This window comes from Nonomuraea candida (genome assembly GCF_000725485.1).
GTDB classification, from domain to species: domain Bacteria; phylum Actinomycetota; class Actinomycetes; order Streptosporangiales; family Streptosporangiaceae; genus Nonomuraea; species Nonomuraea candida.
Genome location: NZ_JOAG01000014.1, coordinates 145,395 through 161,647, shown reverse-complemented (window position 1 = coordinate 161,647; position 16,253 = coordinate 145,395). Strand labels below are relative to the sequence as shown.

The 16,253-nt window shown below is 73.0% G+C and carries 12 protein-coding genes; 6 read left to right on the top strand and 6 right to left on the bottom strand.

Annotated elements, in window-relative coordinates; translation table 11 throughout:
* Positions 1–289: 289 nt before the first annotated feature.
* The 5 genes from IO39_RS15035 to IO39_RS15015 all read right to left on the bottom strand — a co-directional run bounded on the left by IO39_RS15035 (position 290) and on the right by IO39_RS15015 (position 7,224).
* Positions 290–2,356, bottom strand: coding sequence for a bifunctional aldolase/short-chain dehydrogenase (locus tag IO39_RS15035; protein WP_245641978.1), 2,067 nt, complete (start codon positions 2,354–2,356; stop codon positions 290–292).
* A gap of 18 nt (positions 2,357–2,374) precedes the next feature.
* Positions 2,375–3,526: an L-rhamnose isomerase gene (rhaI, locus tag IO39_RS15030; protein ID WP_043622209.1), complete on the bottom strand. Its 1,152-nt coding sequence runs from the start codon at positions 3,524–3,526 to the stop codon at positions 2,375–2,377.
* 10 nt (positions 3,527–3,536) lie between these two features.
* Complete coding sequence (locus tag IO39_RS15025; protein ID WP_043622337.1) at positions 3,537–3,854, bottom strand: L-rhamnose mutarotase; 318 nt, start codon at positions 3,852–3,854, stop codon at positions 3,537–3,539.
* A gap of 199 nt (positions 3,855–4,053) precedes the next feature.
* Entirely contained in the window at positions 4,054–5,985 is a 1,932-nt protein-coding gene (locus IO39_RS15020; protein ID WP_043622206.1) for a beta-galactosidase, read from the bottom strand.
* Between the two features lie 186 nt (positions 5,986–6,171).
* Positions 6,172–7,224, bottom strand: a complete 1,053-nt coding sequence (locus IO39_RS15015) for a Gfo/Idh/MocA family oxidoreductase (RefSeq protein WP_052422905.1) — start codon at positions 7,222–7,224, stop codon at positions 6,172–6,174.
* 138 nt (positions 7,225–7,362) lie between these two features.
* On the opposite strand from IO39_RS15015, the gene IO39_RS15010 reads away from it, so the two are divergent.
* The 6 genes from IO39_RS15010 (at position 7,363) to IO39_RS14985 (ending at position 15,695) form a co-directional block, all read left to right on the top strand.
* Entirely contained in the window at positions 7,363–8,364 is a 1,002-nt protein-coding gene (locus IO39_RS15010; RefSeq protein WP_043622332.1) for a LacI family DNA-binding transcriptional regulator, read from the top strand.
* Positions 8,361–9,773 carry a rhamnulokinase gene (locus IO39_RS15005; protein ID WP_043622202.1) on the top strand — a complete coding sequence of 471 codons (1,413 nt, stop codon included), beginning with the start codon at positions 8,361–8,363 and terminating at the stop codon, positions 9,771–9,773. The genes IO39_RS15010 and IO39_RS15005 overlap by 4 nt, the downstream gene beginning before the upstream one ends.
* Positions 9,774–9,845: 72 nt before the next feature.
* Positions 9,846–13,073, top strand: coding sequence for a formate dehydrogenase (fdh, locus tag IO39_RS15000; RefSeq protein WP_043622198.1), 3,228 nt, complete (start codon positions 9,846–9,848; stop codon positions 13,071–13,073).
* Between the two features lie 3 nt (positions 13,074–13,076).
* Positions 13,077–13,898: a 4Fe-4S dicluster domain-containing protein gene (locus tag IO39_RS14995; protein ID WP_043622195.1), complete on the top strand. Its 822-nt coding sequence runs from the start codon at positions 13,077–13,079 to the stop codon at positions 13,896–13,898.
* Between the two features lie 124 nt (positions 13,899–14,022).
* Positions 14,023–15,024 carry an NrfD/PsrC family molybdoenzyme membrane anchor subunit gene (gene nrfD, locus IO39_RS14990; protein WP_043622329.1) on the top strand — a complete coding sequence of 334 codons (1,002 nt, stop codon included), beginning with the start codon at positions 14,023–14,025 and terminating at the stop codon, positions 15,022–15,024.
* A 134-nt stretch (positions 15,025–15,158) separates the two neighbouring features.
* Positions 15,159–15,695, top strand: coding sequence for an NUDIX hydrolase family protein (locus IO39_RS14985; RefSeq protein WP_043622192.1), 537 nt, complete (start codon positions 15,159–15,161; stop codon positions 15,693–15,695).
* A 7-nt stretch (positions 15,696–15,702) separates the two neighbouring features.
* Here IO39_RS14985 and IO39_RS14980 read toward each other — a convergent pair whose 3' ends face one another.
* Positions 15,703–16,221, bottom strand: coding sequence for a peptidoglycan recognition protein family protein (locus IO39_RS14980; protein WP_052422904.1), 519 nt, complete (start codon positions 16,219–16,221; stop codon positions 15,703–15,705).
* Positions 16,222–16,253 lie beyond the last annotated feature (32 nt).

The following is a 16,253-nucleotide window of genomic DNA, read 5'->3' as shown; positions in this document are numbered from 1 at the left end:
GTGAGACTTGTCACCTGCGCGGGCGCTCCGGAGACGGTGACGTCGGGACAGGGGCCATCACGATGTTCTTGTCCGAATCGGCGGCGCGTACACGCGGGTAGGACACCCGGACCGCGGGGACGGGGCCGCTCCGGGCGCGCGGAGAGCGCGCTCCCGGCGCGGGAGGCGGAGCCGAGGCAGGAGCGCGGAGCCGAGGCGGGGCGGGGCCGGGGAATGGCGAGGGCCGCCGTGGCCGGAGGGGTCCTGGTCACGGCGGCCGGGGTGGTGCCGGGCCGGCGGCGCCGCGTCCCTAGCGGAGGAACGCGGCGGCCACGCCGGCGTCCACGGGGATGTGCAGGCCCGTGGTGTGGGTGAGGTCGCCGCCGGTGAGGGCGAAGACGGCGTTGGCCACGTGCTCGGGCAGGACCTCGCGCTTGAGCAGGGTGCGCTGGGCGTAGAACTCGCCGAGCCGCTCCTCCTCCACCCCGTACACGGCGGCGCGGTTGGCGCCCCAGCCGGAGGCGAAGATGCCGGAGCCGCGGACGACGCCGTCGGGGTTGATGCCGTTCACCCGGATGCCGTGGCCGCCCAGCTCGGCCGCCAGCAGGCGCACCTGGTGGGCCTGGTCGGCCTTGGCGGCGCCGTAGGCGACGTTGTTGGGGCCGGCGAAGACGGCGTTCTTGGAGGAGATGTAGATGACGTCGCCGCCCATGCCCTGGTCGATCATGACCCGGGCCGTCTCGCGGGAGACCAGGAACGAGCCGCGCGCCATGACGTCGTGCTGCAGGTCCCAGTCGGCCACCGTGGTCTCCAGGAGCGCGCGCGACAGCGACAGCCCGGCGTTGTTGACGACCAGGTCGACGCCGCCGAAGGCGAGCACGCCCGCGCGCACCGCCGCGACGATCTGCTCCTCCGAGGTGACGTCCACCCCGACCGCCACGGCGACGTCGGAGACGCGGTAGGCGTTCGCGCCGATCTCGGCGGCCACCTTCTCCGCCGCGCCGAGGTCGCGGTCGGCCACGATCACGCACGCGCCCTCGGCGGCCAGCCGGCGCGCGGTGGCCGCGCCGATGCCCGAGCCGCCGCCGGTCACCAGCGCGATCCTGGTGGCCAGGGGCTTGGGCCTGGGCATGCGGCGGAGCTTGGCCTCCTCCAGCTCCCAGTACTCGATGCGGAACTTCTCCGACTCGGGGATGGGGGCGTAGGTGGAGACGGACTCCGCGCCGCGCATGACGTTGATGGCGTTGACGTAGAACTCGCCGGCCACCCGCGCGGTCTGCTTGTCCTTGCCGAAGGAGAACATGCCGACGCCGGGCACCAGCACGATCGCCGGGTCCGCGCCGCGCATGGGCGGCGAGTCGGGGCCGGCGTGCCGCTCGTAGTAGGCGGTGTAGTCGGCCCGGTAGGCGGCGTGCAGCTCGCGCAGCCGCTCGGCGGCCCGCTCCAGCGGGGCGTCCGGCGGCAGATCCAGCACCAGCGGCGCGACCTTGGTGCGCAGGAAGTGGTCGGGGCAGGAGGTGCCCAGCGCGGCGAGCCTGGGGTGCTCGGCGCGCGAGAGGAAGTCCAGCACCTCGGGGGTGTCGGTGTAGTGACCGACCACGCGAACGTCGGTGGAGGCCAGGCCGCGGATGATCGGGAAGAGCGCGGCGGCGCGCTCGTGCCGCTCGGTCTCCGGCAGGGTGTCGTGGATCACCGCGCCGAACGGGTCGGGGCGGCCGTGCTCGGCCAGGTACGCCTCGGCGGTGCGGATGATCTCCAGCGAGCGGGCCTCGCACTCCTCGGAGGTCGCGCCCCACGCGGTGATGCCGTGGCCGCCCAGGATGCAGCCGATGGCCTGCGGGTTCGCCTCCTTGATGGCGGCGATGTCCAGGCCGAGCTGGAAGCCGGGCCGCCGCCACGGCACCCACACCACGCGGTCGCCGAAGACGCGGCGGGTCAGCTCCTCGCCGTCGGCGGCGGTGGCCAGCGCGATGCCGGCGTCGGGGTGCAGGTGGTCGACGTGCGCGGCCTCGACCAAGCCGTGCATGGCGGTGTCGATGGACGGGGCGGCGCCGCCCTTGCCGTGCAGGCAGTAGTCGAAGGCCGCGACCATCTCGTCCTCGCGCTCCACGCCCGGGTAGACGTTCTTGAGCGCGCGCAGCCGGTCGAGGCGCAGCACGGCCAGGCCCTGCTCCTTCAGCGTGCCGAGGTCGCCGCCCGAGCCCTTGACCCAGAGCAGCTCCACCTCCTCACCGGTGACGGGGTCGGGCGCGGCGCCCTTGGCCGAGGTGTTGCCGCCCGCGTAGTTGGTGTTGCGCGGGTCGGCGCCCAGGCGGTGGGAGCGGTCGAGCAGTTCGTTGACGATCGTGGAGGCGTCGTGGGACATGGAGTCGGACATGGAGTTGGACATGATGGTTCAGGCCCCCCAGCCGGCCTGGTTGCCGCCGACGCGCTCGGCGGCGATCTTCTCGAAGTATCCGGACGTGGCGTAGGCGGCCATCGGGTCGGGCGCCAGGCCCATCTCCTCGCGCAGCTCGGCGAGCAGCGGCCGCACGTCGGTGTTGTAGGCGTCCATGAGGACGGCGTTGGCGCCCAGCACGTCGCCCGCGGCCTGCGCGGCGGCCAGGGCGTCGCGGTCGACGAGCAGCGCCTTGGCGGTGGCCTCCTGCACGTTCATGACCGAGCGGATCTGGCCCGGGATCTTGGGCTCGATGTTGTGGCACTGGTCGAGCATGAACGCGACCTCGTCGGTGAAGCCGCCGCCCCTGATGACCTCGTACATGATGCGGAAGAGCTGGAACGGGTCCGCCGCGCCCACCATCAGGTCGTCGTCGGCGTAGAAGCGGGAGTTGAAGTCGAAGCCGCCGAGCTTGCCCTCGCGCAGCAGGAAGGCGACGATGAACTCGATGTTGGTGCCCGGCGCGTGGTGGCCGGTGTCCACGACGACCTGCGCCTTGGGGCCGAGCTTGACACAGTGGGCGTAGGCGGTGCCCCAGTCGGGCACGTCGGTGGCGTAGAAGGCGGGCTCGAACAGCTTGTACTCCAGCAGGAAGCGCTGGCCCTCGCCCAGGCGGTCGTAGACCTCGGCCAGCGACTCGGCCAGGCGGTCCTGGCGGGCCCTGAGGTCGTCCTGGCCGGGGTAGTTGATGCCGTCGGAGAACCAGAGCTTGAGGGTGTCGGAGCCGGTGGCGTCCATGATGTCCACGCACTCGAGCAGGTGGTCGGTGGCCTTGCGGCGCACCCGCGCGTCCGGGTGAGTGACGCTGCCCAGCTTGTAGTCGTCGTCCTGGAAGACGTTGGAGTTGATCGCGCCGATCCCCACGCCCAGCTCGCGGGCGTGGCGGGCCAGGTCGGCGTAGTCGTCCACCTTGTCCCACGGGATGTGCAGGGCGACCGTGGGCGCGATGCCGGTGTGGGCGTGCACCTGGGCGGCGTCGGCCAGCTTCTCGTACGGGTCGCGCGGCACGCCCTGCTGGGCGAAGACCTTGAACCGGGTGCCGCTGTTGCCGTAGGCCCAGGACGGCGTCTCGATGCGCTGGGTTCGCAGCGCGGCCTTGATGTCAGTCATTACTCCCCGATCAGTCCAGGTGGAACACTTCGGTCAGCGGTGTCATGCCCTCGTCGGGGCGGCCGTCGAGGCCCTCGAAGAACGGCGCCATCTCGGCCTGCCAGCGGGCGTTGACCTCGGTCTCGGCCATGGCCCGCTGCGCCGCCTCGAAGTCGTCGGTCTCCAGATAGCCCACGAGGAGGCCGTCGTCCCTGAGGAAGAGCGAGTAGTTGTGCCAGCCGGTGCGCGACAGCGCCTCTCGCATCTCCGGCCAGACGTCGCGGTGGCGTTCGCGGTATTCCGCCAGCCGTTCCGGGCGGACTTTCAGCAGGAAGCAGACGCGTTGCACCGACACTCCTTTCAAAAACGTTTTAATCTCTCGTGCAGGAAACTATGATTCCCGATGCCCACTGTCAATGCGTCACCCGCCCCCGATCCGGGGGTGGGGCCCCGGATCGGGGGGTGACACGTTTTAATCCCCCGGCTTAATCCCCCGGCTTAATCCCCCGGCCCCGCGCTGGTCCGCGCGGGGCCGGGATCGGCCGGGGTCAGCCGGGGATGACCACGGCGTCGCCGGCGGGGACGGTGACGGTCTCGCCCGTGGCGGTCGTGACCGGCGCGTCCGCGTCCGTGTGGTTGATCGCGAACAGGAACGAGCGGCCGTCGGCGTGCGAGCGCCGCACCACCTCCACGCCCGGCACGCTGCGCGCCGGCGGCTCGACCCGCGCCTCGCGGCAGGCCGTGGCGAGGACCTCGGCCAGCGCCGCGTCGTCGAGCCTGGTGGTCAGGTAGTGGGCGGTGCCGTCGCCGTACTGGTTGCGGGTCCAGGCGGGCTCGCCGCCCTCGTACGTGTCGAGCACCTTCGCCGTCGTGGCCCGCGCCTGCTCGCTCCACACGCCGGCCGTCGTGCCCGAGGCCAGCCGGATCGGCCCCGCCAGCGGGAAGAACTCCTCCACCGTGACGCCGAGCAGGTCTCGCCAGGCGCCGGGGTAGCCGCCCAGCCGCACCCGGTCGTGCTCGTCCACGATCCCGCTGTACGGCCCCACGACCACCACCCCGCCGCGCCGGGCGAAGTCCTCCACGTTGGCCGCGCCCGCGTCGCTCACCAGGTAGAGCTGGGGCACCACGACCAGGCGGTAGCCGGTCAGGTCGTCCTCGGGGTGTGCCACGTCGCAGGTGACGCCGGCCCGCCAGAGCGCGGCGTGCCAGCGCTTGGCCTCCTCCACCGGGTCCAGCTCGGACGTGGGCTGGGCGGGGTGGTCCTGGGCCCAGACGCTGGAGTGGTCGACGAGCAGGGCGACGTCGGCGCGCACCGTGCTGCCGGCCACGCCGGCCAGCCCGGCCAGCTCCGCCCCGAGCGCGACGACCTCGCGCCAGATCTTGGTGTCGGTGCCGGCGTGCGGCAGCATCGCCGAGTGCCACTTCTCGGCGCCGGCCCTGGACTGGCGCCACTGGAAGAACATGATCCCGTCGGCGCCTCTGGCCAGATGGGACAGCGAGTTGCGGCGCAGCTCGCCGGGGGTCTTGGCGAGGTTGCGCGGCTGCTGCCAGTTGACCGCGCCGGTGGAGTGCTCCATGAGCAGCCAGGGGCGCCCGCCGCCCAGCGAGCGGGCGTAGTCGGCGGCGAAGGCCAGGTCGATGTGGGGCTCGGGGCGGGCGCCGATCAGGTAGTGGTCGGTGGAGATCACGTCCACCTCGGCGGCGAAGGCCCGGCAGTCCATGTCCCAGTGGGCGCCGGCCATGAGGTTGGTGGTGGCGGGCACGCCGGGGGTGAGCCGCCTGAGCAGGTCGCGTTCGGCGGTGTAGAGCTCGACCAGGGCGTCGGAGCTGAACCTGCGGAAGTCGAGCTGCTGGCCCGGGTTGGTGAAGCTGGGGGTGGCGCGGGGCGGCAGGATCTGCGCCCAGTCGCTGTAGCGCTGCGACCAGAACGCGGTGCCCCACGCGTCGTTGAGCGCGTCCAGGGTGCCGTAGCGGGCGCGCAGCCAGGTGCGGAAGGCCGCGGCCGAGGTGTCGCAGTGGCAGCGGGCGTTGTGGCAGCCGTACTCGTTGTGCACGTGCCACATGACCAGCGCCGGATGGTCCCGGTAGCGCAGCGCCACCTGCTCGGCGATGCGCAGCGCCTTCTCGCGGTAGATCGGCGAGCTGGGGCAGAAGCCCTGCCTGCTGCCGTGGTGGAGGCGCCGGCCGTCGGCGTCCACGGGCAGCGCCTCGGGGTGGGCCGTGGCGAACCAGGGCGGCGGGGAGGCGGTGGGGGTGGCCAGGTTGGCGCCGATCCCGTTGCCGGCCAGCAGGTCCATCACCCGGTCGAACCAGCCGAAGTCGAAGACGCCTTCGACGGGTTCGAGCAGCGACCAGGAGAAGATCCCGACGCTGACCCGGTTGACGCCGGCCTCGCGCATCAGCGCGACGTCCTGCTCCCACGTCTCCTCGGGCCACTGCTCGGGATTCCAGTCCCCGCCGTACGCGATGACATCCGGCATGAAGCCTGCCTTTCGAAATGACTGTTAGCGCTCACAGGTTGTGACGCCTGTGTTCAACGGGGATTAAAACGTTCCCGTGCACCGGCGCACAAGACCTCGGTCGCCGCCGATGGACGTCCCCGCTGGTCAGCGGAGCTGATTCCGCCGAGGGCGCGAGCGGCCCGCGACGGTGCCGTGGTTGAACTGTCATGAACCCGGCGTGGCGCTGAAGAACGTTTCAACGCCGCCGTCGAGCCGGTGGTAGAAGGGGTGGTCCGGGGTGAGCTCGCTCCTGAGCACCGGCCGGCCGGTGAAGGCGGAGGCGTACAGGCCGGTCACGAACTCCATGGCCCGCCTGCCGTCCGCGCCGGAGGCCGGCGGGCGCTCGCCCCGGTCGTAGGCGTCGAGCAGCAGGCCGAGCTGGGTGGCGTGGCTGCTGGGCACGTCCTCGGGCGGGTTCCACAGCGGGGAGGTGGAGGTCCAGTCGGCGTTGCCGTAGCCGTACAGGTGGCGCAGCTCCACCGTGGCGTCGGCGAAGTCGAAGCGCAGGTAGCTCTCCTGGCGCGGCGACAGCACGCTGGTGACGACCGAGGCCATCGCGCCGTTGTCGAACCTGACCATGGCCAGCGACACGTCCTCGGTCTCGATCGGCCGGTCCAGGCGGCCCGCCATGGCCCTGATCTCGGCCCAGTCGCCGAAGACCGAGAGCATCAGGTCCATCTGGTGCACGCCGTGCAGCACGGTCGTGCCGCCGCCCTCGGTGGCCCACTTGCCGCGGTAGGGCACGGCGTAGTAGTCGTCGCCGCGGTGCCAGGTCGTCTGGCACAGCGCCAGCAGCGGCCGGCCCAGCGCGCCGCCCAGCGCGCGCAGGTGCCCGGCGCCCGAGCCGAAGCGCTGCTGGTAGACGACCGACAGGTACGGCCCCTCCGGCCCCTCGGCGGCGCACATCGCGTCGTACTCGGCCAGGGAGAGCGCGGCCGGCTTCTCGCACCACACCCACGCCCCCGACTCCAGGGCGGCGACCGCCTGCGCCAGGTGCAGGTGCGGCGGCGTGCAGACGAGCACGAGGTCGGGCCGCTCGGCCGCGAGCAGCTCCGCCAGGTCGGTGTAGGCCGCCGCGCCGCCGGCCAGCGCCTCGGCCCTGGCCCGGTCCACGTCGGCCACGGCCACCAGCTCGACGCGGTCGCGGTGGGCCCGCAGCGCGGGCACGTGGCTGTGCGCGGCGATGGTGCCGGCTCCTACGATGGCAGCCCGGATCACGAGCGCTCCTCGGTGTAGAACGTTTTACTTCCGGCGCGCGACGTTAGGGGGACCTTCGCGGCGGTGTCAACGCGCATCCGCGTGTCCACCGGTGTCGCGACTGGCGCACTCTCCGTTAGTACGTTTTAATCTGTGCCCATGGCCATGGTCAGCATCAAGGACGTCGCCGCGTACGCCGGCGTCTCCCCAGGCACGGTCTCCAACGTACTGAACCGGCCCGGCAAAGTCGCCCCCGCGACGCGGGAGCGCGTGGAGGCGGCCATCAGCGAGCTGGGCTTCGTGCGCCACGGCTCGGCCTCGACGCTGCGCGCCGGGCACAGCAGGACGATCGGCCTGAGCGTGATCGACATCGGCAACCCGTTCTTCACCGAGGTCGCCGCCGGGGTCGAGGACGTCGCCAGCGAGCTGGGCTACGCCGTCATCCTGGGCAATTCGGCCGGCTCGCAGGACAAGGAGGAGCGCAACCTGCGGGTGCTGGCCGAGCACCGGGTGCGCGGGGTGCTCATCACCCCCTCCGGCGAGGACCCCGCCCGGCTCGACCGGCTGCGCGGGCACGGCATCAGCGTGGTGCTGGTCGACCATCCGGCGCACCGGCCCGACCAGTGCGCGGTCGCGGTCGACGACGTCGCGGGCGGCCGGGCCGCCGTGGCGCACCTGCTGGCCAGGGGCGCGCGCAGCCTGGCGTACGTGACGGGCCCGCTGACGATCCGGCAGTGCGTGGAGCGGCGGGAGGGCGCCAAGGCGGCGATGCGGGCGGCCGGGCTCGACCCCGAGGAGCTGAGGGTGGCCGAGACCGCGACGATGACCGCCCGCGCGGGCGAGCAGGCGGCGGCCGGGCTGATCGCCGAGGGGCTGCCCGAGGCCGTCTTCTGCGCCAACGACCTGCTCGCGCTCGGCGTGCTGCGCGCGCTGCTGCGCTCGGGGGTGCGGGTGCCCGAGGACGTGGCGCTGATGGGCTACGACGACATCGACTTCGCCGCCGCCTCGGCCGTGTCGCTCAGCTCGATGCGCCAGCCGACGTACCAGCTCGGCCGCATCGCCACCGAGCTGCTGCTGGACGAGTGCGACAACCCCGACACGCACGCCCACCAGCACATCATGTTCCAGCCGGAGCTCATCGCCAGGGAGTCCACACAATGAGCCGCCGTTTCGCCGCCGTCGACCTGGGGGCCTCCAGCGGGAGGGTGATGCTGGCCGACCTGTCCGACGGCCTGAGCCTGACCGAGGCGCGCCGCTTCGCCAACGGCCCGGTGCGCGTGGCCGGCCGCCTCTACTGGGACATCCTCGGCCTCTACCGGGAGGTCCTGGCGGGCCTGCGGGCGGCCGGCCCCGTCTCCTCCATCGGCGTCGACTCGTGGGCGGTGGACTACGCGCTGCTCGACGAGTCGGGCGCGATGCTGGGCAACCCGGTGCACTACCGCGACGAGCGCACGGCCGGCGTGGCCGAACAGGTGGCCGGGGCGGTCGGGGCCGAGACGCTCTACGACGTGTCCGGGCTGCAGGTGCTGCCGTTCAACACGATCTACCAGCTGCTGGCCGACCGGCTCGACGGGGCGGCCACGATGTTGCTGATCCCCGACCTGATCGGCTACTGGCTGACCGGCGAGCGCGGCGCCGAGGTGACCAACGCCTCGACGACGGGCCTGCTCGACGTGCGCACGCGGTCGTGGGCCTTACCGCTGATCGAGCGGCTCGGGCTGCCCGCCGGCATCTTCCCGCCGCTGCGGCAGCCCGGCGACGCGGTCGGCGGCCTGCGCAGGGACGTGGCCGCGGAGATCGGCTGGTCGGCCCCCGTCAGGGCGGTGGGCTCGCACGACACGGCCTCGGCGGTGGCCGCGGTGCCCGCCGCCGGGCCCGCCTTCGCCTACGTCTCGTGCGGCACCTGGTCGCTGGCCGGGGTGGAGCTGCCCGGCCCGGTGCTGACGCCCGGGAGCCGCGCGGCCAACTTCACCAACGAGGCCGGCATCGACGGCACCGTCCGCTACCTGCGCAACGTGATGGGCCTGTGGCTGCTGCAGGAGTGCCTGCGCGCCTGGCCCGGCTCCGACCTGGGCGAGCTGCTGGCGGCCGCGGCCGGCGAGCGGCCGTTCGCGGCCGTGGTCAACCCCGACGAGCCGGTGTTCCTGCCGCCGGGCGACATGCCGGCCAGGATCGCCGCCGAGTGCCGCCGCACCGGGCAGCGCCCGCCCGCCTCCCCCGCCGCGTTCGTGCGCTGCGTGCTGGAGAGCCTGGCGCTCGGCCACCGGCTGGCCGTGCGGCAGGCGATGGAGCTGTCCGGGCGCGACGTCGAGGTGGTGCACCTGGTGGGCGGCGGGTCGCGCAACGAGCTGCTGTGCCAGTTCACCGCCGACGCCTGCGGGCTGCCGGTGGTGGCGGGGCCGGCCGAGGCGACCGCGCTCGGCAACGTGCTGGTGCAGGCGCGGGCGGCCGGGCTGGTCTCCGGGCTGGAGGAGATGCGCGCGCTGGTCGCCTCCTCCCAGCCGCTGCGCCGCTACGAGCCGGCCGGTGATCGCGCCGCCTGGGACGAGGCCGCCTCCCGCGTCTTCTGACCCCCCTCTGACCTGCCGGTTTCCCCCGGCCGGTGCCGGGCAGGACTCGTGCCGGGGACATCGGGGGGTGTCATGGATCTGCGGTGGCCGCTGCTGCGGCAGCTCACCGGCGGTGACCGTACGGGGCGGGGCCCGGCGGCGAAGTCGGCCAGGACGGAGGCGTGGCGGGCGCGCACGGCCACGGCCGACCGGGTGGTGAAGTCGGTGTGCCCGTACTGCGCCGTGGGCTGCGCCCAGAAGGTGTACGTACGGGAGGAGAAGGTCGTCCAGATCGAGGGCGACCCCGACTCCCCCATCAGCCGGGGCAGGCTGTGCCCGAAGGGCGCGGCCAGCCTCCAGCTCACCACCGACTCCGGCAGGCGGCACCAGGCGCTCTACCGGCCGCCGGGCGCGGCCGACTGGCAGCCGATCGACCTGGCCACCGCCATGGACATGATCGCCGACCGGATCATCGAGACCCGGCGCGAGACCTGGCAGTGGGAGCAGGGCGGCCTGCGCACGGCCCGCACCATGGGCATCGCCAGCCTGGGCGGCGCGACGCTGGACAACGAGGAGAACTACCTCATCAAGAAGCTGCTGACGGCGCTGGGCGTGGTGCAGGTCGAGAACCAGGCCCGCGTCTGCCACAGCTCGACGGTGGTGGGGCTCGGCACGTCGTTCGGGCGCGGCGGGGCCACCACGTTCATGCAGGACCTGCAGCACTCCGACTGCGTGGTCATCCAGGGCTCCAACTTCGCCGAGGCGCACCCGGTGGGCTTCCAGTGGGTGATGGAGGCCAAGGCGCGCGGCGCGGTGATCATCCACGTCGACCCGCGCTTCACCCGCACCAGCGCGCTGGCCGACCTGCACGTGCCCATCCGCGCCGGCTCCGACGTGGCCTTCCTCGGCGCGATCATCAGCCACGTGCTGGAGAACGAGCTGTACTTCCACGAGTACGTGCTCAACTACACCAACGCGGCCACGATCCTGCGCGAGGACTACCGCGACGCCGAGGACCTCGACGGCCTCTTCTCCGGCTTCGACCCCGGCTGCCGCGAGTACGACCAGGAGTCCTGGCAGTACGAGGGCATGACCACGGTCGCCGCCTCGGGGTCGCGCGACACCGAGTACCGGCGGGTGGCCGGCACCGACCCGCCGGGCCGCACGGAGGTGCACGGCGCCACCGGCGCGCCGCTCGACGGGCGGGCGCGGCGCGACGAGACGCTGCGCCACCCCCGCTGCGTGCTGCAGGTGCTGCGCCGCCACTACGCCCGCTACACGCCGGAGATGGTCGAGCGGGTGTGCGGGGTGCCCCGGCGCCTGTTCGCCGAGGTGTGCCGGCACCTGACGGAGAACTCCGGGCCGGACAAGACGGCCGAGTTCGTCTACGCGGTGGGCTGGACCCAGCACAGCGACGGCTCCCAGTTCATCAGGGCGGCGAGCATCCTGCAGTTGCTGCTGGGCAACATCGGCCGGCCCGGCGGCGGCATCCAGGCGCTGCGCGGGCACGCCAGCATCCAGGGCTCCAGCGACATCCCGACGCTGTTCAACCTGCTGCCCGGCTACATCCCGATGCCGCACGCGCACGAGCATGAGCGGATGCGCGACTTCCTGCTGGCCGACGCGCCGCACAAGGGCTTCTGGGCGAACATGCCGGCCTTCCTGATCAGCCTGCTCAAGGCGTGGTGGGGCGAGTCGGCGCAGCCGGACAACGACTACCGGTTCGGCTGGCTGCCCCGGCTGACGGGCTCGCACAGCACGTACGACACCGTGCTGGCGCAGCTGGCCGGCGAGTGCAAGGGCTACCTGCTGCTCGGCGAGAACCCGGCGGTCGGCTCGGCCAACGCCAGGATGCAGCGCCTGGGCATGGCCAACCTCGACTGGCTGGTGGTGCGCGACCTCAACCTGATCGAGAGCGCGACCTGGTGGAAGGACGGCCCGGAGATCGAGACGGGCGAGCTGCGCACCGCCGACATCCGTACGGAGGTGTTCTTCCTGCCGGCGGCCTGCCACACCGAGAAGAGCGGCAGCTTCACCAACACCAACCGGCTGCTGCAGTGGCGTCACCAGGCCGTCGAGCCGGCCGGCGACGCCCGCAGCGACCTGTGGTTCATGTACCACCTGGGCCGCATCATCCGCGAGAAGCTGGCCGGGTCGGACGATCCGATGGACCGGCCCGTGCTCGACCTCACCTGGGACTACCCGGTGCACGGCGAGACGGCCGAGCCGTCGGGGGAGGCGGTGCTGGCCGAGATCAACGGCTGGGACGCGCACGGCCGGCCGCTGTCCGGCTACGACGAGCTGAAGGCCGACGGCTCCACGGCCTGCGGCTGCTGGATCTACTGCGGCGTCTACAAGGACGGCGTCAACCAGGCCGCCCGCCGCAAACCGGCCTCCGAGCAGGACTGGATCGCCGCCGAGTGGGGCTGGGCCTGGCCCGCCAACCGGCGCGTGCTCTACAACCGGGCCTCGGCCAGGCCCGACGGCAGCCCGTGGAGCGAGCGCAAGCGGCTGGTCTGGTGGGACGCCGAGGCCGGCGTGTGGACCGGTCACGACGTGCCCGACTTCGAGCTCGGCAAGAGCCCCGGCTACCGGCCGCACCCAGACGCGCAGGGCGAGGCGGCGCTGTCGGGGATCGACCCGTTCATCATGCAGGCCGACGGCAAGGGCTGGCTGTACGCGCCGTCGGGGGTGGTGGACGGGCCGCTGCCCACGCACTACGAGCCGCAGGACTCCCCGGTGGCCAACCCGCTGTACGGGCAGCAGCGCAACCCGGCCCGCAAGGTCTACGAGCACGCGGACAACCGCTACCAGCCGAGCGGGGACGAGCCGGGGGCCTCGGTCTACCCGTACGTGGTGACGACGTACCGGCTGACCGAGCACTTCACGGCCGGCGGGATGAGCCGGTTCACGCCGTACCTGTCGGAGTTGCAGCCGGAGATGTTCTGCGAGGTCTCGCCCGCGCTGGCGGCCGAGCGGGGGCTGGTGCACGGCGACTGGGCCACGATCGTCACCGCGCGCAACGCCATCGAGGCCAGGGTGCTGGTGACCGACCGGATGCCGTCGCTGCACCTGGACGGCCGGGTGCTGCACCAGATCGGGCTGCCGTTCCACTTCGGCCCGAACGGGCTGGCCAGGGGCGACGCGGCCAACGAGCTGTCGGCGATCTCGCTGGACCCCAACTCGCACATCCAGGAGGTCAAGGCCCTGTCGGCGGACATCAGGCCGGGGCGGCGGCCGCGCGGGCCGGCGCTGCCCGAGCTGGTCAGGTCCTACCAGCGGCGCGCCGGAGTGGGCGCCGGCACCGGAATGGAGGCGTGAGCCGTGGCCTTCGACCTCGACGAGCGGCTCGACGAGAGCCGCAGGGTGGGCTTCTTCACCGACACCAGCATCTGCATCGGGTGCAAGGCGTGCGAGGTGGCGTGCAAGGAGTGGAACCACGTCCCCGACGACGGCCTGGAGTTCACCGGCTGGTCCTACGACAACACCGTGAAGCTGAGCGCCGACACCTGGCGGCACGTGGCCTTCGTCGAGCAGCGCAAGCCGCTGGGACACCAGGAGCCGGGCGTCGGCGAGATGGACTTCCGCTGGCTGATGGCCTCCGACGTGTGCAAGCACTGCACGCACGCGGCCTGCCTGGACGTGTGCCCGACCGGGTCGCTGTTCCGCACCGAGTTCGGCACGGTCGTGGTGCAGCCGGACGTCTGCAACGGCTGCGGCTACTGCGTGCCGGCCTGCCCGTTCGGGGTGATCGGCAAGCGGGAGAGCGACGGCGTGGCCGCCAAGTGCACGCTGTGCTACGACCGGCTGGGCGCCGGGGAGGAGCCGGCCTGCGCCAAGACGTGCCCGACGGACTCCATCCAGTTCGGCGACCTCGACGAGCTGCGCGAGCGGGCCGAGCGCCGCCTGGAGCAGGTGCGCGCGGCCGGGACCACCTCGGCCCGGCTGTACGGCCACGACCCGGGCGACGGCGTGGGCGGGACGGGCGCGTTCTTCCTGCTGCTGGACGAGCCCGAGGTGTACGGCCTGCCGCCCGACCCGGTGGTGACGACGAGGGACCTGCCGTCGATGTGGCGGCACGTGGCGGTCGCGGCCGTGGCCCTGCTCGCCGGGATGGCGGCCACGGCATGGAGGCGGCGCGGATGAACGCCGAAGCGGGGGCGGACATGACGGCGAGGCGGCGGGGATGAGCGCGGCGGGGATGAGCCCGGCGGGGATGAGCCCGGCCGGGATGAGTGCGGGGGCGGGCATGACGACCGAGGCGGTGCCGATGAGCCAGACCGACGTGCGCATGGACGACACGGCCGGGGTGCGCGGCGACCGGGAGGCCACGCCGGGCTCGGCCGGGCGCCGGCGCGAGCGGCTGATGGTGCCCAAGGCCGACTTCGACTCCTACTACGGCCGGCCGGTGCTGAACGAGCCGACGTGGCGGGCCCCCGACATCGCCGGCTACCTGTTCCTCGGCGGCCTGGCGGGCGCGTCGTCCACGCTGGCCGCCGCCGCCGAGCTGACCGGCAGGCCGCGGCTGGCCAGGGCGAGCAAGGTCGGGGCGCTGTGCGCGCTGGGCGGCTCGCTCTACGCGCTGATCCACGACCTGGGCCGCCCGGCCCGCTTCCTCAACATGTTGCGGGTGTTCAAGGTCACCTCGCCGATGAGCGTCGGCACCTGGATCCTGACCGCCTACGGCCCGCAGGCGGGAGCGGCGGCGGCCACCGGCGTGACCGGGCTGTTCCCGGGGCTCGGGCGGGCCGCGACCGTGGGGGCCGCGGTGACGGGGCCGGCGGTGGCGACGTACACGGCGGCGCTGATCTGCGACACCGCCGTGCCGGCCTGGCACGAGGGGTTCCGCGAGATGCCGTTCCTGTTCGCCGGGTCGGCCGCGGCGGCGGCGGGCGGGCTGGGCCTGCTGGCCGCGCCGACGGCGGAGGCGGCCCCGGCGCGGCGGGCGGCGCTGCTGGGCGCGGCCGTGGAGTGCGTGGCCGCCGCCCGGATGGAGCGGCGGCTCGGGGCGCTGGCCGAGCCGCTCAAGCGCAGCAGGCTGCTGCGGCTGGGCGAGGCGCTGGTGCTGGCCGGGGCGGTGGCCGGGGTGAGCGCCGGCCGGCGCAGCAGGCTCGCGGCCATGGCGGCGGGCGTGGCCCTGCTGGCCGGGTCGGCGTGCACCAGGTTCGGGATATTCCAGGCCGGCATGGAGTCGGCCGGCGACCCCAGGTACACCGTGCAGCCGCAACGCAGGCGGCTGGCGAAGGAGAGAGCGGAGCGTGACCTCGCATGAAACACAAGATCGCGGAGTATCTGCCCTTCCTGGGCATCGTGCTGTTCATCTGCACGGCCTCCTGGCTGGCCGGGCGCGTGCCACCTGAGCGGAGTGCGGTACGCCGCTGACCCGGCGAGCCGTACGATCAGCAGATGACCGAAAAGACCGAAACCACGCCTGCTTGGCTCGCACCGGACGAACTGGAGTCGGTGCGCGGCCGGATGCCGATCCTCTACATCGACGCGGTGCCGGTGCGCGCCGACGACACCGGGGTGGTCACCCACGTCGGGCTGCTGCTGCGCATGTTGTCGGACGGCACGGTCAGCCGGGCGCTGGTCTCGGGACGCGTGCTGCACCACGAGCGGATCCGCGACGCGCTGATGCGCCACCTGGAGAAGGACCTCGGTCCGGTGGCGCTTCCCCGCATCCCCGCCTCGCCGCAGCCGTTCACCGTCGCCGAGTATTTCCCCACGCCCGGCGTCACGCCCTACCACGACCCGCGGCAGCACGCCGTGTCGCTGGCCTACATCGTGCCCGTGGCCGGTGACTGCCGGCCCCGGCAGGACGCGCTCGACCTGGTGTGGTTCACCCCGGAGGAGGCGGCCTCGCCGATGGTGCAGCAGGAGATGGCGGGCGGGCAGGGCGTGCTGCTGAAGCAGGCGCTGGCCCACGTGGGGCGCCTGCCCTAGCCGTCCGTCACGGTCGTTCGGCCCCGGCGCGCACCCACCGGTAGAGCGGGTCGCCGGGGCAGGAGGTGTCGTAGCCGTCGCGGTGGCCCTTGACCTCGCGACCGGCGTCGCCGTGCTCGCGCAGGTATTCGATGGCGTCGACCAGGGCGTTGAGCAGGTCGTCGGTGGGCTCGGTCAGCCCCGAGCTGCCGAGCAGGGCGAGCACCGCGTAGTGGCCGGAGTTGAGGCCCGCGCCGTTGGCCGCCGGGAGGGCGTGGGGGCCGCGGCCCACGAAGGTGTGCCCGTGGGGGCAGCAGACCATGTTGTAGCCGAGGTCGATGTACCTCTCGCCGCGGCCTCCCGACATGTGCATGCGCTGGATGTCCCGGACCAGGTCGGCGCAGCGGTCGTGGTTGGCGGACTCGGCGAGGTCGGCGGGGACCTTCCCGCCGGTGTAGTGGATCTTGATGCCCTTCGTGGACGAGAGCCGGACGTACTCGCTGGTCGGCTTCTTGGCGTGCCACTCCGCGCGGGTGACCAGGTTCATGGGTTCCTCTCTTCGTCGGAAAGCTCTGGTCA